This is a genomic window from Bradyrhizobium sp. USDA 4369, from assembly GCF_054056435.1.
On record NZ_JBSRYH010000001.1, the window covers coordinates 7,754,531 to 7,775,161 of the forward strand.

The window sequence follows — 20,631 nt, forward strand, 5'->3', positions numbered from 1 at the left end:
GAGCGAGGCGGACCTGTGTCCGCCTCGCACCTCTCGACTGGGAATGACCATGCTGACCGTCGCCCTCGATGCCGTCACGACGGCTGCCATGCTCTTCATCATCGCCGCCGGCCTGCTGATCGTGTTCGGCGTCATGAAGATCATCAATTTTGCCCACGCCGCCTTCCTCACCGTGGGCGCCTATGCCGCGCTGGTCGGCGCGCAGCTGAGCCTGCCGTGGTTCCTGATCCTGCCGCTGGCCTTCGTCGCCGGCGCGATTTGCGGCGGCGTCACGGAGATCGTGATCGTCCGCCGTCTCTACAAGCGCCCGCTCGATGCGATCCTCGCCACCTGGGGTCTCGGCATCGTGCTGGGACAGCTGATCACGCTGATGTTCGGCCGCGAGGTGCAATTCGTGCAGGCGCCGATCTCGGGCACGGTGCATCTGTTCGGCGTCGATTATTCCGCCTACCGGCTGGTGATGATCGTCGCGGCGGTGATGGTCGGCCTGCTGTTCACCGGCCTGCTCAATGGCACGCGGCTCGGCCTGTCGACCAAGGCGGTCATCATGAACGAGATGCTGGCGCAGGGGCTCGGCGTCGACTCGTCGCGGGTGCGGCTCATTACTTTTGCGCTCGGCAGCGGCCTCGCGGCGCTCTCGGGCGCGCTGATCACGCCGCTGTCCAGTGTCGATCCGAACATGGGCGTGCCCTGGCTGATCGGCGCGTTCATGCTGGTGATGGTGTCCGGCGGGTCGCTGCTGGCGTTGGCCGGCTCCTGCGCCGTGCTCGGGACCTTGCAGGTTCTGGTCTCGACCTTCGTCAACCCCATCCTTGGCGGACTGACCATCGCGATCTGCGCCGCGATCGTGCTGCGGATCCGGCCGGAGGGTTTTGCCCGTGCCTGATGCGCGTCCCCTCGCCTCTCCCGAGACGCCCGCGACGAGCCGTGCGATGCCGCGCCTGATCGTCCCGGCGGTGCTCGTGGCCATCGCGGCTGGCGTGATCATCGTCGCGCCGCTGCTGCTCGATACCTACCTCGTGAACATCCTGGTGCGCGCCTGCTTCGTCGCGATCGCCGCGATCACCGTCGACATCATGTGGGGCTATTGCGGCACGCTGACCTTCGGCCAGTCCGCCTTCTTCGGCATCGGCGCCTATGCGCTCGCGATCATGTTCACCGAATATGGCTTCGGCCCCTGGCAGATCTGCGCCGCGATCGCCGCCGCGATGGCGGTCGCAGCCGCTGTGGCCGCCTTTACCGGCTGGCTGTCATTCTATCCGGGCTCGACGCCGCTCTACGCCTCGGTCATCTCGCTGGTGGTGCCGATCGTGCTGGTGCAGATCCTGTATTCCGGCGGCACCTTCACGGGCTCGTCCAGCGGACTCGTCGGCTTCGAGAGCTTCGATCTGGAGATCGAGACGTGGCTGCGCCTCGCCGGCCTCGGACTGCTCGCGACCGCGGTGCTCGCGCTCGTGCTGATGCGCAGCGACACCGGGCGTCTGCTGTCAGCGCTGCGCGACAATGACGCGCGCTGCAGCTATCTCGGCATCGACACCTCGCGGCTGCGCATCATCGTGCTGACGCTGTCCGCCATCGTCTCCGCGCTCGCCGGCTTCTTCTATGCCGGCTTCGGCGCGGTCGCCGCCCCCGAAAACGCCAGCTTCACCTTCGGCACCAACCTCGTGATCATGGTCGCGCTCGGCGGACGCGGCACCGTGATCGGCCCTGTCCTCGGCGCGCTGTGCATCGAGGTGGCCAGCGCCTATCTCGCCAACAGCCTGCCCTATGTGTGGGAGCTGATCGTCGGGCTCGCGCTTATCATCGTCATCCTCGCCTTCCCCGACGGCCTGCTCGGCGCCGTGATGCGCCTGATCACACGCGGTTCGGGCAGCGCCGCCGCGACGACGCTTTGTCCGGCGCCGGCCGCGACGGCCGTCAGCAATCCGGATGCCGTTGCGATCGAGGTACGTGGGCTCGGCAAGCATTTCGGCAGCCTCTCGGTGCTCGACGGCGTCGCGTTCACCGCGCATCGCGGCGAACTGCTGAGCCTGGTCGGCCCCAACGGCGCCGGCAAGACCACCCTGATCCGCTGCCTGTCGGACGGACGCGAACGCTCCACCGGCGAGGTCGCGATCGCCGGGCACGATATTGCGCGGCTGCCGCCGGACCGCGTCGTGCGCTTCGGATTGGGGCGCAAGTTCCAGACCGCCTCGGTGTTCGAGACCCTGACCGTCGCCGAATGCCTGCGCGTCGCACGGACGCATGCCGATCCGCCGTCGCTGACCTCCCGCTCGGCGACGCTCGCCCTGCCGCCCGCGGCCATGTCGGTGGTCGAACGATCCGGCCTCAGCGAGCGGCTCGACGAAGAGGCGCGCAATCTCAGCCACGGCCTGAAGCAGGCGCTCGAGCTTGCGATGGTGCTGTCGCTCGAGCCCGACGTGCTGCTGCTCGACGAGCCCACCGCCGGCCTCACCCGCGCCGAGCGCCAGGGGTTCGCCGATATTCTCACCGCGTTGGCGCGCCGTGATCGCCTCTGCATTATGCTGGTCGAGCACGATCTGGATTTCGTCCGCGATATCTCCTCGCGCATCATCGTGCTGCACCAGGGCCGGCTCGCGCTCGACGGCTCGGTCGACGAGGTCGTCAACAGTGATCTGGTGCGCGAGATCTACACCGGCCAGCACGTGCCGCATGCGGAGGAGCCGGCGTGACCGCGATCCTTGAGGTCAACGCGCTGGCCAGCGGCTACGGCTCGTCGGAGGTCATCAGCAATGTCGGCCTGGCGCTGGCGAAGGCCGAGACGCTCGCGATCGTCGGCAAGAACGGCATGGGCAAGACCTCGCTGCTCAAGGCGATCATGGGCTTTCTGCCGGCGTGGCGCGGCAGCGTCACCCTCGCAGGCAAGGACGTGACGCGGGTGGCGCCGCATCTGAAGCGCAAGATGGGGCTGGTCTACGTGCCGCAGGAGCATGCGCTGTTCCAGGATCTGTCGGTGCGCGACAATCTCAGGCTTGGCCTGTTGTCGGACAAGGACATCGAGGCCCTCTTCGAGCAGGTCGGCAGCTGGTTTCCGGTGTTGACGAAGCGGCTGAATCAGCGCGCCGGAACCTTGTCGGGCGGCGAGCAGAAGATGCTGATCGTCGCCCGGGCGCTGATGGCCAAGCCCGACGTGCTGCTGCTCGACGAGGTCACGGAAGGACTTCAGCCTTCCGTGGTCGACCGCCTGTCGGAGGTGCTGGTCCGCGTCCGCCGCGAGATCGGCACCTCGATGATCGTGGTCGAGCAGCATCTGCCGTTCGCACTGTCGATCAGCGACCGCTATCTCGTGTTCAAGCGCGGCGAGATCGTCGATGCCGCCGCGGTCGATGCCGGCGCTGCCGCACGCATCGACGCGCACATGCGAATCTAGCGAACCCGCCGCCGCGAGAACAGCGAGATCAGCACCGGCAGCGTGATCAGGATGACAACCGGCGCCAGCATCATGCCGGTGACGACGACGATCGCGAGCGGCTTCTGCACCTGCGAGCCGATGCCGGTCGACAGCGCCGCCGGCAACAGGCCGATGCCGGCGACGACGCAGGTCATCAGCACCGGGCGCAGCTGCAGCTCTCCGGTGCGGATCACCGCCTCGATGCGGTCGACGCCCTCGTCGATCAGCTGATTGAACTGCGACAGGATGATGATGCCGTCCATCACGGCAATGCCGAACAACGCGATGAAGCCGATCGCCGCCGAGACGCTGAACGGAATTCCCGACAGCACGAGGCCGACGACGCCGCCGAAGATCGCCATCGGGATCACGCTCATCGCCAGCAGCGTGTCGGCCATCGAGCCGAAATTGAACCACAAGAGCACGCCGATCAGCGCCAGGCTGATCGGCACCACGATCGACAGCCGCTTGATCGCGTCCTGCAGATTGCCGAACTCGCCGACCCATTCGACGCGCGAGCCGGCCGGCAGCTGCACCTGCTCGGCAACCTTCTGCTGCGCCTCCTGGATGGCACTGCCGAGATCGCGCTCACGCACCGAGAATTTGATCGGCAGATAGCGCTCCTGCTGCTCGCGATAGATATAGGCCGCGCCCGAGACCAGCTTGATGGTCGCGACCTCGCTCAGCGGGATCTGGGTGACGCCGTTCGGCCCCTGGGCGCCGATGCGCAGATTCTCGATCGCCTCGGCACTCTTGCGATATTCCGGCGCGAGGCGGACGATGATCGGGAAATGCCGGTCGCTTCCCGGCTCGTAGAGATCGCCCGCGGTGTCGCCGCCGATCGCCACCTTGATGGTGGCGTTGATGTCGCCCGGCGCGAGACCATAGCGCGCCGCCTTGGCGCGATCGATGTCGATCTGGACGGTCGGCTGGCCCAGCGAGGTGAACACCGCAAGATCGGTCACGCCCTGCACCGTGGACAGGACCTGCTTGATCTTGTTGGCGGTGTCAGTCAGCGCCTGCAGGTCGTTGCCGTACAGCTTGATCGAGTTCTCGCCCTTCACGCCGGACACAGCCTCGGAGACATTGTCCTGCAGATATTGCGAGAAGTTGAATTCGACGCCGGGGAAGCGGTCATCGAGCTGCTTCAGCAGCTCGGCCGTCAGCTGGTCCTTGTCCTTGGTGCCCGGCCAGTCCTTCACCGGCTTCAGCGGGGCGAAGAACTCCGCGTTGAAGAAGCCTGCGGCATCGGTGCCGTCGTCAGGACGGCCATGCTGCGAGACCACGGCCTCGACCTCGGGCCGAGCGCGGATCATCTTGCGCATCTCGTTGACGTAGGCGTTGCCCTCCTGCAGCGAGATCGTCGGCGGCAGGGTGGCGCGGATCCATAGATTGCCCTCTTCCAGCTTGGGCAGGAATTCGAGCCCCAGCAGCCGGCCGACCACCACGGTGAGCAGCACGAGGCCGATCGCCCCCGTGATCACCAGATTGCGGTTGCCGACGGCCCAGCGCAGCACCGGCGCATAGATCGCGTGCAGCAGCCGCATCAACCGCGTCTCGGTCTCTTCGACATGCGCCGGCAGGATGATGGCGCTCAGCGCCGGGGTCACCGTGAAGGTCGCGAGCAGGCCGCCGGCCAGCGCATAGGCATAGGTGCGCGCCATCGGTCCAAAGATGTTGCCCTCGACGCCGCTCAAGGTGAACAGCGGCAGGAAGGCGGCGATGATGATGGCGGCGGCAAAGAAGATCGAGCGCGACACGTCGGCCGCGGCCGACAGGATCGCGTGGCTCTTCATGCCCATCATCGTTTCCGGCGAGATGTGACTTTCCTCGGCGGCAGACAGCGGCGTCGTCTGCGACAGCCTGCGGAAGATCGCCTCGACCATGATCACGGTGGCATCGACGATCAGGCCGAAATCGATCGCGCCGACCGACAGCAGGTTGGCGGATTCGCCGCGCAGCACCAGGATGATGACGGCGAAGAACAGCGCGAACGGAATCGTGGCGCCGACGATCAGCGCGCTGCGGAGATTGCCGAGGAACACCCACTGCAGCAGCACGATCAGGCCGATGCCCACCACCATGTTGTGCAGCACGGTGTGCGTCGTGGTGTCGATCAGGTCCTTGCGGTCATAGATGCGTTCGATGCGGACGCCCGGCGGCAGGATGGTGGAGTTGTTGATCTGATCGACCAGTTGCTCGACGCGGGCGATGGTCGGCGAGCTCTGCTCGCCGCGCCGCATCAGCACGATGCCCTGGACGATGTCGTCATTGTTGTTGAGGCCGGCGATGCCGAGCCGCGGCTTCTCGGCGACCGTGACATTGGCGACGTCCTTGACCAGCACCGGATTGCCGCCGCTCTGCGACACCATGGTGTTGGCGAGGTCGTCCATCGAGCGGATCAGGCCGACGCCGCGCACCACGGCCGATTGCGTGCCGATCTCGACCGTGTTGCCGCCGACATTGATGTTGGAGTTGCCGACCGCCTGCAACAGTTGCGGCAGGGTCAGGCCGTTGGCGACCAGCTTGTTGAAGTCGACCTGGATCTCATAGGTCTTGGTCTTGCCGCCCCAGCCGGTGACGTCGATGACGCCCGGCACGGCGCGGAAGCGCCGCTGCAGCACCCAGTCCTGCAAGGTCTTGAGGTCGAGCACGCTGTAGCCGGGCGGACCACGCAGCCGGTAGCGATAGATCTCGCCGACGGCGCTCAATGGCGAGATCTGCGGCGTGACATTGCCCGGCAGCGGCGACAGCTGCGACAGCCGGTTCAGGACCTGCTGCAGCGCCTCGTCATAGGTGTAGTCGAAAGAGAACTGCAGCTTGACGTCGGAAAGGCCGTACAGCGAGATCGTTCGGATCGTGCGCAGGTTCTTGATGCCGGCGACCTGGGTCTCGATCGGGATCGTGATGTAACGCTCGATCTCCTCGGCCGACAGTCCCGGGCTCTGCGTCACGATGTCGACCATCGGCGGGGTCGGATCGGGATAGGCCTCGATGTTGAGCTGGCGGAACGCGATCAGGCCGCCGATCAGCACGGCGACAAACATTCCGACCATGAGGAAGCGCCGCTGCACGGCGATGGCGACGAGGCGATCCATTCAGGTCGGCACTTTCAGCAAGGCAGGCAGAACCACATCTCAGCTGCCGGAGGCAGCGCGATCGATGAACAGGCTGCCTTTGGTGACGATCTGCTCGCCCGCGCTCAGATTGTCCTCGACGGCCACCTGGTCGCCGTTGACGAGGCCGGTCTTGATTTTGCGGAGCTCGATCGATTTGTCGGGACGAGCGACCCAGACCCGAACCTGGTTGCCTTCATAGATCAGCGCCTGCCGCGGCACGGCCACGGCGGGCTTCTCGCCCGGAGAATAGATCGTGACGTTGGCGAACATCTCTGGCTTGAGCAGACCGTCCTTGTTGTCGATGGTCGCGCGCACCAGCAGCCGGCGCGTCGCCGGGTCGATCGACGTGGCGACATAATTGATGCTGGCCTTCAAAGGACGGCCCGGCAGCGCCAGCACGTTGACGAGGATTTCCTCGCCGACATCGACCAGCGCGGCGTCGCTCTCCCGAACGAAGGCCGTCAGCCAGACGGTCGACAGATCGCCGATCACGAACACGGGATCGCTGGCGCCGGCATTGACGTACTGGCCCGGCCCGACCTTGCGCTGCACGACCGTGCCGCCGATCGGCGCGTAGATCGTGATCTCGCGATCGATGGTTCCCTTGTTCTGGAAATCGGCGATCGCGGCGTCGGTGAAGCCGAGGATGCGCAGCTTGTTCCGGGCCGCCTCCAGCGCCGTTTGTGACGAACGCATGTCGTTCTGGGCCTGAACGGAGGTCGCCTCCGCCTGCTGAAAGTCCTTCAGCGGGATCGCCCGGCCCTCGAACAGATCCTTCGCGCGCTTGTACTGGATATCAGCGAGATCCAGCGCCGACTTGGCCTTGTTCATCGAGGTGATCGCGGTGATGAAATCGTTCTGCGCCTGGACAGTATCGGCGGCCTCGATGACGAACAGCGGCTGGCCCTGGCGGACGGTCTCGCCCGGGCGCGCCAGCAACTTGGTCACGCGTCCGGCATAGGGCGAGAAAACCGGTGTCGAACGGTCCTCGTCGACGGCGACCTTGCCCTCGGTGATGTGCTCGGCGCGGAAGATCTTGTCACAGACCGGCTCGATGGTCAGCGTCGCCCATTCCGCTGCCGAGGGCGTGAAAGTGGTGCTATTGCGGCGCGACTGGCTGGACAGCTCGATATTGTCCTTGGTGGACGGCATCGAACGGGATTGGGTGTAGACATAGCCGCCCCCGCCGGCCACGGCCAGCGCCGCCAGACCGATGATCAGCCGTTTTGTGCTCAGCAACTGCGGAGACTGGTTCATGTTCGACGCCATAGCCCATCCACCTTACGCCCACCTTACGATAGCGCCCGGGTATCGGCCGTTGATTGCTGCGCTATTAGTGCGGAACTGACACTTTAAACAACCTAAAAATCGCCCAACTCGCCTCTGTTTTGCTTTAAAAATTTGAAACTTCAACGACAGCCGTTCAGCCTGCATTCAGCTGGTTTTGGACCATCGTCATTTCGTTGCAACGCACCATCCCTGTATCGAGGGAACCATAAATAGCGCTGGCGGTGAGACTCAACATCAGGACAACCTCGGCAGGTACGACGCTACTCTGACGTTCGGACGACGGGATCGCCGGGCATCTGATGGGCTTGGGCCCGCGCCGCGGCCAGTGGCGCGCGACGCGATGCAATGTGACATCTCAATGAAAATCGCGCGAGCGTGGCAAAATCCGGACGTTGCGGGGATGGCTGACGCGCTGTGAGGGAGTGTCGAGATGATCGCGGCGGTCGTCGTTGAGCGGCTCTGCCGGCATCGGGCCTTGCGGGATGGGGTTGCTGCCGAGGCGATCATCCGCCAGCAATGCGAGATCGGCGCTGCGATCGACGAGACGCTCGGCGACGAGATGCACCACCTTCTCCGGACTGCTCTGGATGCGGCCCTCGACCAGCACCAGGCGCGCGCCCATCACCTCCTTGCGGAAGGTCTCCATCACCTTCGGCCACACCACGATGTTGGCGATCCCGGTCTCGTCCTCCAGGGTCATGAACACGACGCCCTTGGCGCTGCCCGGCCGCTGTCGCACCAGCACCACGCCGGCGCAACGGATATGGCGGCGATCATTGGCGTCGTTCACATCGCGGCAGGCCAGCACGCCCTCGGCCGCGAAGCGCCGACGCAGGAACTCCATCGGGTGGCCCTTCAAGGACAGGCGGATGGTCTGATAGTCCGCGACCACCTGTTCCGGCAGCGGCATCTCCGGCAGCGGCTGGGCGCCCTCGTCCGGCTGCTCGCGGGCGATGGCGGCCTCGAACAGTGGCAGCGGCACGTCGTCGGGCAGCCGGCGCACGGCCCAGAGCGCGGCGCGACGATCGAGCCCGAGTGAGCGGAACGCATCGGCATCGGCCAGCAGCAGCAGCGCGCGCTTGGGCAGCGCGGTGTCGCGGGCGAAGTCCTCCAGCGAGGTGAAAGGCCGGCGTGCGCGCGCCTTGACGATGCGGTCGGCCCAATCGTCGTCGTGCTCATCCTGGAAGGACGTGTGAATTTGTTTTGGGTTGTCATTACGAGGCGACTCGACAGCGTCGAGCGCTTGAAACGCTTCAACGGTTGATGAGTGAACAACGCCTCTCCCCACGACGTCATTCCGGGATGCGCCCTCTTGGGCGCAGGCCCGGAATCCATAACCACGAGTCGGGGTTATGGATTCCGGGCTCGCGCTACGCGCGCCCCGGAATGACGACGAGGAAACGATTTGCGGATCAATTTCGACTGGTGGGGAGGAGACAGTTTTTACATTGTCGGCCAGATTCGATTTTGCCTTCGCCTCCCTCCGCCTCGCCTCCGACAATTTCCTGATCTGCTCCTCGTTGCGGTCGATCCAGCGGAAGCCGTCGATCTGGCGGAAGCCGAGGCGCACGGCGCAGTATTTGCCGTCGGTCTCCTCCAGCGTGTTGTCGGCGAAGCTGTGGGAGACGTCGATGTTGCGGATCTCGACGCCGTTCTTGCGGGCGTCGCCGACGATCTGCGCCGGCGCGTAGAAGCCCATCGGCTGCGAGTTCAGAAGCGCACAGCAGAACGCATCCGGGTGGAAGCATTTCAGCCAGGACGAGACATAGACCAATTGCGCGAAGCTCGCGGCATGGCTTTCCGGAAAGCCGTAGGAGCCAAAGCCCTTGATCTGGTTGAAGCAGCTCTTGGCGAATTGCGGATCATAGCCGCGCGCGATCATGCTCGAGACCATCTTCTCCTCGTAGGAGCCGATGGTGCCGACGTTGCGGAACGTCGCCATCGCGCGGCGCAGGCCGTTGGCCTCCTCCGGCGAGAACTTGGCCGCCTCGATCGCGATCCGCATCGCCTGCTCCTGGAACAGCGGCACGCCGAGCGTCTTGTGCAGCACTTTGTAGAGTTCGTCCGCCGGACCATGATCCGGTGACGGCGAGGGATAGGTCACCTTTTCCAGCCTGTTCCGGCGGCGCAGATAAGGATGCACCATGTCGCCCTGGATCGGTCCGGGCCGGACGATCGCGACCTCGATGACGAGATCGTAGAAGGTGCGAGGGCGTAGCCGCGGCAGCATGTTCATCTGCGCCCGGCTCTCGACCTGGAACACGCCGAGCGACTCGCCTCGTTGCAGCATCTGGTAGACTTCGTTATCATCCTCCGACTTGATATCGGAGAGTACATACCGCCTGCCCTTGTGATCGGCGATCAGATCGAAGCATTTGCGGATGCAGGTCAGCATGCCCAGCGCCAGCACGTCGACCTTCATCATGCTGAGCGCGTCGACGTCGTCCTTGTCCCATTCGATGAAGGTGCGGTCGTCCATCGCGGCATTGCCGATCGGCACGTAACTGTCCAGCCGGTCCTGGGTCAGCACATAGCCGCCGACATGTTGTGAGAGATGACGCGGAAAATTGATCAGCTCGGCGGCGAGCTCGACCGCGCGGCGGATCATCGGATTGGCAGGATCGAGCCCAGCCTGGCGCACCTGCATGTCGGAGAGGCCGTCGCCCCAGCTGCCCCACACGGTGTCGGCGAGCACGGACGTGACGTCCTCGGTCAGGCCGAGCGCCTTGCCGACGTCGCGAATGGCGCTGCGCGGGCGATAATGGATGACGGTCGCAATGATCGCGGCGCGGTGCCGGCCGTAGCGGCGGTAGACATATTGCATCACCTCCTCGCGCCGCGAATGCTCGAAATCGACGTCAATATCCGGCGGCTCCAGCCGCTCCTTGGAAATGAAGCGCTCGAACAAGAGATCGATCTTGGTCGGATCGACCGAGGTGATGCCGAGCAGATAGCACACAGCCGAATTGGCCGCCGAGCCGCGGCCCTGGCACAGAATGCCCTGGCTGCGGGCGTAGCGGACGATGTCGTGGACGGTGAGGAAATAATGCGCGTAGTTGAGCTCGGCGATCAGCGCCAGCTCCTTGTTGAGGACCGCGCGCAGCCTGTCGTCGAGGTCATCGCCGAAATAGGTTTTCGCACCGGCCCAGGTCAGGTCCTCCAGATGCCCCTGCGCGGTCTTGCCGGGCGGCACCGGCTCGTCGGGATATTGGTATTTGAGCTGGTCGAGCGAGAACACGATGCGGTCGGCGAAGCGGAGGGTCTCGGTCACAGCGTCGGGATGATCGCGGAACAGCCGCGCCATCTCGTGTCCCGGCTTCAAATGGCGCTCGGCATTGGCCTGCAGGCGGCGGCCGATGCTCTCGATCGTGGCCTTCTCGCGGATGCAGGTCAGCACATCCTGCAGCATCCGCTGCCCGGGATGATGATACAGCACGTCGTTGGTGGCGATCAGCGGGACCTTGCTTGAAGCCGCCAGACGCGCGAGCCGCGCCAGCCGGCGGCGGTCATCGCCGCGATACAGCAGGCTCGCTGCCAGCCAGACGCCGTCGGCGCGGCTGTCTTTCAGCCGTGCCAGGATGTTGCCGAGGGCGTCCTCGTCGAAGCGATGCGGCGGCATCAGCACCAGCAGCTGGCCCGCAATGAAGTCGAACAGATCCGCGAAGCTCAGGCGGCACTCGCCCTTGGCGACCTTGTCGAGATCACTGCCGCGCTTGCCGCGGGTAAGCAATTGGCACAGCCGGCCGTACGCCGCGCGGTCGCGCGGATAGACCAGGATATCCGGCGTGCCGCAGCTGAACACCAGCCGCGTGCCATAGATCAGCTTCGGCTTGTAACTCAGCCGGTCGTTACTCAACTCGCTATAGGCGCGCACGATGCCGGCCAGCGTGTTGTGATCGGCGATGCCGATCGCGATGAGGCCATATTCGGCAGCCTGGTGCACATAGTCCTGCGGATGCGAGCCGCCGTGCAGGAACGAGAAGTTGGTGGTGACGCCGATCTCGGCATAGGGGATCAGCTTCATGACGGGGCCACAGAGATTGGAGCGACGCGTTGCCTGTGCGATGCGGAAGACGAACGCTCACAAAGCGGCTTGCGCAGCCGCCCACCCTCCCCTGGAGGGGGAGGGTCGACGCGTGCGAAGCGCGCGGCGGGGTGGGGTGAGCCCAGCAAATGGTCGTGATGACGTCGACACGTCTGAACTGTGCGCGACTCCACTCTCGCAAAATTCAGCACCGCAGCCGCGGATGGTCTGTCACCCCACCCCGGCGCGCATGCACGCATGCGCGCCGACCCTCCCCCTCCAGGGGAGGGTGAGCAGCGAGGGCGGCGCGGAGTGTGTGCCATCGCCCCCATCCTCATGCGAACAGGCCGTGCATGTACCAGGCGGGCTGCACCGGCAGGCCGTCCTGCGGCTCGAATTCGCGGTCATACAGACCATCGCGGTAGAGCCAGAAGCGCAGGCCGTGCTCGTCCTCGACGCGGAAATAGTCGCGCGTCAGCCCCTGCCCGTCCGGCCGCCACCATTCCATCGTGATGCGCTCCGGGCCTTCGGCGCGCACCACCGCATGGGCGGCGCGGCGCCAGACGAAGCGCGCGGGCGGACCGTCCGGGACACCGGCGATCACCTGGATGGCCTCGGGGCGCGCAAACAGCCGCAGCGGTCGCAGCGGCGGCTCGCCGTCGCTGCGTTCCGGCCAATCGGCCGTGCTGGTGACCGCCAGATTGTGCTGGGCCGGCAGCGGCAGCGCCACGCGCTCCGGAATGTGGGTGTCGACCGGCAGATGCACGATGACGCGCTTGCCGCCGATGCGCGCGGCGATGCGGTCGATCAGCGCCGACAGTTCGTCATTGTCGTGGACATGGGCGTCGAGATCGCGCTGCTGCTGCACCACGATCTCGCTGCGGCTGGCCGACAGCCGGATCATGTCGAAGCCGAAGCCGGGATCGAGCGGATCGCTCAAGGCGTCCAGGCGCTCGCGAAACAGCCGGTCGACGACCCCTGCTTCGGTGACCGGCTGGCCGGTGTCGACCGCGATGATGCGCACCAATCCGTCGGTGCGGAAGAAGCAGGCCTCCAGCCGCCGCGCGCCCTTGCCCTGCTGCGCCATCGCCGCCACCAGCATCGCGGCGAGGCTGGAGAGGCTGGCGGCGATCACCGTGTCGGTCGCGACCGGCTCGGCAAAACGCTTCTCGACAATGTAGTCCGGCGGCACCTTGCGCGGGCTGATCGGCGCATCGGCCTCGCCGAGCGCTTGCGCGAGCACGCGGGTGAAGGCGGCGCCGAACCGCGCGGTGATCTCGTTGCGCCCGCGCGAAGCGACATCGCCGATGGTCTTGAGGCCCGCACGGCGCAGGCCGAGCGTAACAGCCTCGCTGCCGCCGAGCGCGGACACCGGCAGCGGCGCCACCGCGGCCACCTCCTCGCCGTCAGGCACGATGCGGCCATGCACCTGCCGGTTCAGGGTGCCCGCGCACACCGCATTGGAGGCGATTGCTGCCGACACCGTGAGGCCATGCGCGGTCAGCGCGTCGCAAACGAGCTGCATCAGCTTGGCTTCGCCACCGAACAGATGCACGCAGCCTGTGATGTCGAGCGACAGCCCATGCGGCGGGTCGAGCGCCACCAGCGGCGTGAAGCGGTCGCACCAATCGGCGATGCCTTCGAGCATCTTGGCGTCAGCCGCGAGATCGGCCTCGTGCACGACGAGGTCGGGACAGACCGCGCGGGCATTCGCCAGCGGCTGACCGAGGCTGACGCCGTGACGCGCGGCGGCCTCGTCGAGCGCATGGATGACAAGCGCATTGGCCTCCTTGATGACGACGACCTGCGGCTTGGCCTCAGGCGGAGCGCCTGTCAAAGCCTGCTGGCGCTTGATGCGATCGATGGGCAGGCGCGGCAGCCACAGGCTGAGGATCCGCCGCCGGTTCGCTGAAACGGCACGCATCGGGGGTCCACTCCATGATCCAGCGTCCGGTCTGGCCGTGACGGTTGCGAATGAGTTCGGCGTCGAGGCGCGGCGCGCCCCACGCCATCCAGGGTGCTGCGGGGGGCGACTTTGCTGCGCGCACGATCCAGCGCGTCTCCGCGGTCGAGGGCTCGGGTTCAGCGGCGATGCGCAACAGCAGCGCGGTCACGCCGGACTCCTGCGCCGCCAAGGTCAGCTTGCGGCTGGCGACGAGATCGAGCTTTGGCGTCTCGCCCCACACCTCCAGCATCACGCTGCCGAGCGCATCGCAGGCGAGCGCATCGGCGGCGGTGCGCAGGGCGTGGTCGAGATCGGGCGCGCGCACCATCACGATGCGGCGCGGGTCGAGGCCGAGCTCGGCGAGCCCGCTCATCGACAGCGCGCCGGCCTCGCGCTCGGCGAAATCCTGGCGGATCCAGATCAACGGCCGGTTCGCGGCGACGCGCGCAGCGAGCCCGCACAGGAAGCCGGTCGCAGCCACCGCCTGGCGGCCGGTCTCGGCGAACACCTCGTGCAGCGCGCCGGTGGCAAGCCCGCCTTGCAGCACCGCATCGGCCTCGTCATGGCCGAGCGCGACCCGGCGCAGATCATGCGCGCCATCGGCCGCTTCGAGGCGGGCAATGCGGCCGCGCAGCCGCGCGAGCGTCTCCATGCGTGCGCCGGTCATCCGTCGCCGCTCCTTTCAATCCATCGCGCGGGCGCTGCCGTTGTTTGCAGTTGAACCCGCGACGACCCTCTTTGTTCATGATACGTTCTAATATAAAGCTAACGCCTTCGCGAGAGTCAATCGGGATTGCCCCGGATCTGATTCAACGAATGGAATCAAAGGGATTCAGAGCCATGGAGCTGCTGCGCAAACTCGAGATCCTGGCCGATGCCGCCAAATACGACGCGTCCTGCGCCTCCAGCGGTACCGAGATGCGGGATTCCCGCGACGGCAAGGGGCTCGGCTCGACCGCGCCCGGCATGGGCATCTGCCATTCCTATGCGCCGGACGGACGCTGCATCTCGCTGCTCAAGATCCTGCTGACCAATGCCTGCAACTTCGACTGTCTGTATTGCGTCAACCGCGCCTCCTCCAACGTGGCCCGCGCGCGCTTCACGGTCGACGAGGTGGTGAAGCTCACCATCGACTTCTATCGCCGCAACTACATCGAGGGACTGTTTTTGTCGTCGGGCATCATCCGCAGTCCCGACTACACGATGGAGCAGGTTGTCAGCGTCGCGCGCAAGCTGCGCGAGGAGCACCGTTTCCGCGGCTACATTCATCTGAAGACGATTCCGGAAGCGGACGAGGCGCTGATCGCGGAGGCCGGCAAATATGCCGACCGGCTCAGCATCAACATCGAGACGCCGCTGGAGGCGAGCCTCACGAAGCTGGCGCCGGAGAAGGACCAGCGCGCGATCCGCCACACCATGGGCCGTCTCCGGCTCAAGCTCGACGAGACGGCGGAGGCGAAGAAGACGGTGCGCCGCGCCAGGCCGCCGCGCTTCGCGCCGGCCGGCCAGAGCACACAGATGATCATCGGCGCCGACCAAGCCAATGACCGCATTATCCTGTCGACCTCGGCCAATCTGTACGGCGCCTACAAGCTCAAGCGCGTCTATTACTCGGCCTTCAGCCCGATCCCCGATGCCAGCCGCGCACTGCCGCTGCAGGCGCCGCCGCTGGTGCGCGAGCACCGGCTGTACCAGGCCGACTGGCTGATGCGGTTTTACGGTTTCGATGCGGAGGAGATCGTCGAGGAAAACGAGGGCATGCTGCCGCTCGACATCGATCCCAAGCTCGCCTGGGCGCTGCGCCACCGCGACCGCTTCCCGCTCGACATCAACACCGCGAGCCGCGAGGAACTGCTGCGGGTGCCGGGCTTCGGCACCCGCACCGTGCAGCGCATCCTCGCCACCCGCCGCACCACCACGATCCGCTTCGCGGATCTGGCCCGGCTCAACGTCATCCGGAACAAGGCGCTGCCGTTCATCGTTCTCTCCGACCACCGGCCGCAGCCGTCCCTGCTCGACGGCGCCGGCTTGGCGGCGCGGCTGCGCCCGAAACCGCAGCAGCTGGGATTTGGATTCTAACCAGGTCGTCATTGCGAGGGGCGAAGCCCCGAAGCAATCCAGGGGCGACACGACGATTCTGGATTGCTTCGTCGCTGCGCTCCTCGCAATGACGTGAGGAGACAAATGCACGTCGTAACCCTCGACAGCGACACCGATTTCCACGGCTGGCGGACGGCGTCGCGGGCGCTGGCGATGAACGATGTCCGGCCCGCCGACGTCTCTTGGCGCGTGAAGGGCGCCGCACCCGATCTGTTCGACGATCAGGCCGACACGCAGCTCCCCGAGGTGCCCAAGGGCGCCTTTTCGGTGCCGGCGAGCTTCATGGAGCTCGCCGAAAGCGCGATCCTGCATCGCGATCCCAACCGCTTCGCCCTGCTCTATCGGCTGTTGTGGCGTCTCAGGACCAACCACGATCTGATGGAGATCGCGACCGATCCGGATGTCGCGCAAGCCAACGCGCTGGCGCGCGCCGTTCGCCGCGACGTCCACAAGATGCACGCCTTCGTCCGCTTCCGGGAGGTCGGCCGCGAGCGCGAGGCGCGCTACGTCGCCTGGTTCGAGCCCGAGCACCACATCGTCGAACGCGCCGCGCCGTTCTTCGCCCGCCGCTTCGCCGACATGCCCTGGTCGATCCTGACGCCGGAGCTCTGTGCGCATTGGGACGGCAGTCGCGTCTCGTTCACACCGGGTGTGAGCCGCGCCGAAGCGCCGTCGGAAGACCGGCTCGAGGAGGTGTGGCTGCGCTATTACGCCAGCGTTTTCAATCCGGCGCGGCTGAAAGTGAAGGCGATGGAAAAGGAGATGCCGAAGAAATATTGGCAGAACCTGCCCGAGGCGAAGCTGATCCAGCCGCTGATCGCGGAGGCCAGCCGGCGCATGTCCGCCATGATCGCCGAGCCCGGCACCTCACCGCACAAGCCGCAGAAACGCGTCGAGGAGACCGCGATGACCCGCAAGCCCAGGGCGCACGCCCACGCCGCTGCTGAGATCTCACGTGATGTCGCCGTGGCCGATCTTGAGACCTTGCGTGAAGAAGCCGCGGTCTGCCGCGCCTGCCCGCTGTGGAAGGACGCCACGCAGACCGTGTTCGGCGAAGGCCCTGAGCATGCGCCCTTGATGCTGGTCGGCGAGCAGCCCGGCGACAAGGAGGACCTCGCCGGCCATCCCTTCGTCGGCCCGGCCGGCCAGATGCTCGACCGGGCGCTGGAGGAGGCCGGCATCGACCGCAGCAAGGTCTACGTCACCAATGCGGTGAAGCACTTCAAGTTCGTCCCCCGCGGCAAGATCCGGCTGCACCAGAAGCCGAACACGCCGGAGATCAAGGCCTGCCGGCCATGGTACGAGCGCGAGCTTGCCGCCGTCCGCCCGGCCCTGGTGGTGGCGCTGGGCGCGACCGCGGCGCAATCGGTGTTCGGCAAGATCACGCAGGTCACCAAGAATCGCGGCCACGTCGTCGACCTGCCCGATGGTCCCAACATGATCGCAACCAAGGCGATGATCACGGTGCATCCGTCCTACCTGCTGAGGCTACCCGACGCCGACGCCAAGGCGCGGGAGTATGAGCTCTTCGTGGAGGACCTGAAGATCGCCGCGGCCGCGCTCAAGCGCGCGCATGCGGCCTGACGCTGCGGCCGAAACGCAGATGGCCGGGTCGAGCCCGGCCATCACGACGAGACAGCAGATGCGCGGGGCGCCTCACGCCGCCAGCGTGTTCTCCACCACCTTGATGAAGAACGAGGTGCCGTAGACGATCGCCTCGTCGTTGAAATTATAGGCGGGGTGATGCAGGCCGGCGCTGTCGCCATTGCCGACGAAGATGAAGGCGCCGGGGCGGGCTTCGAGCATGTAGGCGAAATCCTCGCCGCCCATCATCGGCGGCATCTCGTGCACATTGGTGTCGCCCACAACCTCCTTGGCGGCGCGGATCGCGATCTCGGTCTGCTCGGCGTGATTGACGACCACCGGATAACCGCGGGTATAGCTCAGATCGATCTTGGCCCCGGTCATCTGCGCGACGCCGGTCACGACCTCGCGAACGCGCTTCTCCATCAGTTCGCGCACCTTGGGCGTCAGCGTGCGCACCGTGCCGCGCAGCACCGCGCTTTGCGGGATCACGTTACGGGCATTGCCGGCGTGGAATTCGCAGATCGAGAGCACGGCGGCTTCCAGCGGGTCGACGTTGCGCGCCACGATCTGCTGCAGCGCCGTGACCAGCTGGGCGCCGACCATCAGCGAGTCGATGCAATTATGCGGCTTGGCGGCGTGGCCGCCATGGCCCTCGATGGTGATGTCGACCGAGTCGGTCGAGGCCATCAGCGGCCCCTGCCGGATCGCGAAGGCGCCGACCGGCAGGCCCGGACCGTTGTGCATGCCGTAGACCTGGTCGATCTTGAAGCGCTCGATCAGCCCGTCCTTGATCATCGCGTCGGCACCGCCGCCGCCCTCCTCGGCCGGCTGGAAGATCACGGCGACCTCGCCAGCGAAGTTGCGGGTCTCGGCGAGATAACGTGCGGCCCCGAGCAGCATCGCGGTATGGCCGTCATGGCCGCAGGCATGCATCAGGCCGGGGGTCTTGGAGGCATAAGGCAGCCCGGTCGCCTCCTCGATCGGCAGCGCGTCCATGTCGGCGCGCAGGCCGAGCACCTTGACCTCACCATTCCCGGGCTTGCGGCCCTTGATGACACCGACCACGCCGGTCTTGCCGAGACCCGTCACGACCTCATCGCAGCCGAATTCGCGCAGCCGGTCGGCGACGAAGGCGGCGGTCCGGTGCACCTCGTAGAGCAGCTCCGGGTGCGAATGGATATCCCGCCGCCAAGCCTGGATATCGGGCTGCAGATCGGCGACGCGGTTGACGATGGGCATGGGGACTCTCGTAGCTCCAGAAAGGATATTTGAGCCGTTCTAGCATGCAAAAGTCGCACCGCCCAAGATCTCGCCAGGTTCTGGGCTGCGCCTGTCTCATGGCTCGGTCAACCAGCCATGAACGTGGCGCTTGTCCCTCCCCGCCTCCGCTGACTAAAAGCCTCCCGAAGATGGGAAGGGAATGCCGATGCCGAGACAGCTCGAGGGCGATTACGACTATATCGTGGTGGGCGCCGGCACCGCCGGCTGCATCCTCGCCAACCGGCTGTCGGCCGATCCGACCAAGCGCGTCCTGATCCTGGAGGCCGGCGGCAAGGACAATTGGATCTGGTTCCATATTCCGGTCGGCTACCTCTTCGCGATCGGCAATCCGCGCTCCGACTGGATGTTTCGCACCGAGGCCGAGCCGGGCCTCAACGGCCGCTCGCTGGCCTATCCCCGCGGCAAGGTGATCGGCGGCTGCTCGGCGATCAATGCCATGATCTCGATGCGCGGCCAGGCCGCCGATTACGACCATTGGCGGCAGCTCGGCCTCGACGGCTGGTCCTATTCCGATGTCCTGCCGGTGTTCCGGCGGTTGGAGGACCATTTCCTGGGCGAGAGCGAGCACCATGGCGTGGGCGGCGGCTGGCGGATCGAGGCGCCGCGGCTGTCCTGGGCGGTGCTGGATGCGGTCGGCGATGCCGCCGAGCAGATGGGCATCCGCCGCATCCCCGATTTCAATACCGGCGACAATGAAGGCATCAGCTATTTCCACGTCAACCAGAAGCGCGGCCGGCGCTGGTCCTCCGCACGGGGCTTCCTCAAGCCGGCGCTGCACCGGCAAAACCTCCGGCTCGAGACCAACGTCCTGGTCGATCGCCTGGTCGTCGAGAACGGCCGCGCCGCAGGCGTGCGCTTCCAGCAGAATGGCGAGACCATCGAAGCCCGGACCCGGGGCGAGGTGATCCTCAGCGCCGGCTCGATCGGCTCGGTGCAGGTGCTGCAGCGCTCCGGCATCGGCCCGGCGGACTGGCTGTCCGAACTCGGCATCGACGTCGTCCTCGACAAGCCGGGCGTGGGGCGCAATCTGCAGGACCATCTGCAGCAGCGCGCGATCTACAAGGTCACCGGCGTGAAGACGCTGAACGAGACCTATTATTCGCTGGTCCGGCGCGGCCTGATGGGACTGGACTACGCGTTCCGCCGCCGCGGACCGCTGACCATGGCACCGTCGCAGCTCGGCATCTTCACGCGCTCGGACGCGACGCGCGACCGCGCCAACATCCAGTTCCACGTGCAACCGCTGTCGCTCGACAAGTTCGGCGATCCGCTGCACCGCTTCCCGGCCATCACCGTCAGCGCCTGCAACCTGCGGCCGACCTCGCGCGGCACCGTGCGCATCCGCTCCGCCAAGCTGGACGAGGCGCCCTCGATCGCGCCGAACTATCTGGCGACCGCGGACGACCGCCAGGTCGCGGCCGACGCCATCCGCGTCACGCGCCGGCTGATGAAGCAGAGCGCGCTCGCAGCCTACAGGCCCGAGGAATATCTGCCCGGCCCGGCCGTCGGCGACGACGATGCGGCGCTGGCCAAGGCGGCCGGCGATATCGGCACCACGATCTTCCATCCCGTCGGCACGGCGAAGATGGGCACCGCAGACGATCCGCTGGCGGTCGTCGACGAACGGCTGCGCTTCCACGGCATCGCGCGCCTGCGCATCGCCGACGCCTCGATCATGCCGACCATCACTTCAGGCAATACCAACACGCCGACCGCGATGATCGCCGAGAAGGCGGCCGCGATGATCCTGGACGATGCGCGGTGAAGAAGTCCGGTGAGGAAGCGCGCTGATCGCGACCCGTGCCGCTCGCCTGTCACGAGCGGCACGACGCGATCTCGCACACGATACGCTTACGCTACGGGCTGCGCGCTT

Annotated in this window: 12 protein-coding genes; 6 read left to right on the plus strand and 6 right to left on the minus strand. The window is 66.3% G+C overall.

Annotation, left to right across the window (positions count from 1 at the left end; all coding sequences use genetic code 11):
- Positions 1–49: 49 nt before the first annotated feature.
- The 3 genes from ACVIJ6_RS35245 to ACVIJ6_RS35255 are packed head-to-tail and all read left to right on the plus strand — an operon-like array spanning position 50 to position 3,391.
- Positions 50–886: a branched-chain amino acid ABC transporter permease gene (locus ACVIJ6_RS35245; RefSeq protein WP_012043136.1), complete on the plus strand. Its 837-nt coding sequence runs from the start codon at positions 50–52 to the stop codon at positions 884–886.
- Positions 887–932: 46 nt separating this feature from the next.
- Positions 933–2,693 (plus strand): branched-chain amino acid ABC transporter ATP-binding protein/permease, encoded by a 1,761-nt coding sequence (locus ACVIJ6_RS35250; RefSeq protein ID WP_456776504.1) that lies wholly within the window; start codon positions 933–935, stop codon positions 2,691–2,693.
- Entirely contained in the window at positions 2,690–3,391 is a 702-nt protein-coding gene (locus ACVIJ6_RS35255) for an ABC transporter ATP-binding protein (protein ID WP_456776505.1), read from the plus strand. The genes ACVIJ6_RS35250 and ACVIJ6_RS35255 overlap by 4 nt, the downstream gene beginning before the upstream one ends.
- Here the strand turns inward: ACVIJ6_RS35255 and ACVIJ6_RS35260 are convergent.
- The 5 genes from ACVIJ6_RS35260 to ACVIJ6_RS35280 form a co-directional block, all read right to left on the minus strand.
- On the minus strand, positions 3,388–6,510 hold the full coding sequence (locus tag ACVIJ6_RS35260) for an efflux RND transporter permease subunit (RefSeq protein WP_012043133.1): 3,123 nt from the start codon (positions 6,508–6,510) through the stop codon (positions 3,388–3,390). The two genes, ACVIJ6_RS35255 and ACVIJ6_RS35260, sit on opposite strands and share 4 nt — an antisense overlap.
- A 39-nt stretch (positions 6,511–6,549) precedes the next feature.
- The gene (locus tag ACVIJ6_RS35265; RefSeq protein WP_456776506.1) at positions 6,550–7,800 is read right to left on the minus strand and encodes an efflux RND transporter periplasmic adaptor subunit; all 1,251 of its coding nucleotides are present in this window, start codon (positions 7,798–7,800) and stop codon (positions 6,550–6,552) included.
- 376 nt (positions 7,801–8,176) lie between these two features.
- Positions 8,177–11,845, minus strand: a complete 3,669-nt coding sequence (locus ACVIJ6_RS35270; RefSeq protein WP_456776507.1) for an error-prone DNA polymerase — start codon at positions 11,843–11,845, stop codon at positions 8,177–8,179.
- Positions 11,846–12,179: 334 nt separating this feature from the next.
- Positions 12,180–13,769 carry a Y-family DNA polymerase gene (locus tag ACVIJ6_RS35275; RefSeq protein WP_456776508.1) on the minus strand — a complete coding sequence of 530 codons (1,590 nt, stop codon included), beginning with the start codon at positions 13,767–13,769 and terminating at the stop codon, positions 12,180–12,182.
- A complete protein-coding gene (locus ACVIJ6_RS35280; protein ID WP_456776509.1) occupies positions 13,663–14,457 on the minus strand; it encodes an ImuA family protein in 795 nt (264 codons plus the stop codon). The genes ACVIJ6_RS35275 and ACVIJ6_RS35280 overlap by 107 nt, the downstream gene beginning before the upstream one ends.
- Positions 14,458–14,630: 173 nt before the next feature.
- Between ACVIJ6_RS35280 and ACVIJ6_RS35285 the strand changes: the two genes are divergently transcribed.
- A complete protein-coding gene (locus ACVIJ6_RS35285) occupies positions 14,631–15,869 on the plus strand; it encodes a putative DNA modification/repair radical SAM protein (RefSeq protein WP_456776510.1) in 1,239 nt (412 codons plus the stop codon).
- 105 nt (positions 15,870–15,974) lie between these two features.
- On the plus strand, positions 15,975–17,474 hold the full coding sequence (locus ACVIJ6_RS35290) for a UdgX family uracil-DNA binding protein (protein ID WP_456776511.1): 1,500 nt from the start codon (positions 15,975–15,977) through the stop codon (positions 17,472–17,474).
- A 72-nt stretch (positions 17,475–17,546) separates the two neighbouring features.
- Here ACVIJ6_RS35290 and ACVIJ6_RS35295 read toward each other — a convergent pair whose 3' ends face one another.
- Positions 17,547–18,716: a M20 aminoacylase family protein gene (locus tag ACVIJ6_RS35295; protein WP_456776512.1), complete on the minus strand. Its 1,170-nt coding sequence runs from the start codon at positions 18,714–18,716 to the stop codon at positions 17,547–17,549.
- Between the two features lie 187 nt (positions 18,717–18,903).
- Between ACVIJ6_RS35295 and ACVIJ6_RS35300 the strand changes: the two genes are divergently transcribed.
- Positions 18,904–20,523, plus strand: coding sequence for a GMC family oxidoreductase (locus ACVIJ6_RS35300; protein WP_456776513.1), 1,620 nt, complete (start codon positions 18,904–18,906; stop codon positions 20,521–20,523).
- The last annotated feature ends 108 nt before the right edge of the window (positions 20,524–20,631 follow it).

Bases quoted from the DNA above. Each gene is read 5' to 3' on its own strand.
- ACVIJ6_RS35245 (WP_012043136.1), top strand. From the start codon at position 50: ATGCTGACCGTCGCCCTCGATGCCGTCACGACGGCTGCCATGCTCTTC.
- ACVIJ6_RS35250 (WP_456776504.1), top strand. From the start codon at position 933: ATGCCGCGCCTGATCGTCCCGGCGGTGCTCGTGGCCATCGCGGCTGGC.
- ACVIJ6_RS35260 (WP_012043133.1), bottom strand. From the start codon at position 6,510: ATGGATCGCCTCGTCGCCATCGCCGTGCAGCGGCGCTTCCTCATGGTC.
- ACVIJ6_RS35265 (WP_456776506.1), bottom strand. From the start codon at position 7,800: ATGGCGTCGAACATGAACCAGTCTCCGCAGTTGCTGAGCACAAAACGG.
- ACVIJ6_RS35270 (WP_456776507.1), bottom strand. From the start codon at position 11,845: ATGAAGCTGATCCCCTATGCCGAGATCGGCGTCACCACCAACTTCTCG.
- ACVIJ6_RS35275 (WP_456776508.1), bottom strand. From the start codon at position 13,769: ATGCGTGCCGTTTCAGCGAACCGGCGGCGGATCCTCAGCCTGTGGCTG.
- ACVIJ6_RS35280 (WP_456776509.1), bottom strand. From the start codon at position 14,457: ATGACCGGCGCACGCATGGAGACGCTCGCGCGGCTGCGCGGCCGCATT.
- ACVIJ6_RS35285 (WP_456776510.1), top strand. From the start codon at position 14,631: ATGGAGCTGCTGCGCAAACTCGAGATCCTGGCCGATGCCGCCAAATAC.
- ACVIJ6_RS35290 (WP_456776511.1), top strand. From the start codon at position 15,975: ATGCACGTCGTAACCCTCGACAGCGACACCGATTTCCACGGCTGGCGG.
- ACVIJ6_RS35295 (WP_456776512.1), bottom strand. From the start codon at position 18,716: ATGCCCATCGTCAACCGCGTCGCCGATCTGCAGCCCGATATCCAGGCT.
- ACVIJ6_RS35300 (WP_456776513.1), top strand. From the start codon at position 18,904: ATGCCGAGACAGCTCGAGGGCGATTACGACTATATCGTGGTGGGCGCC.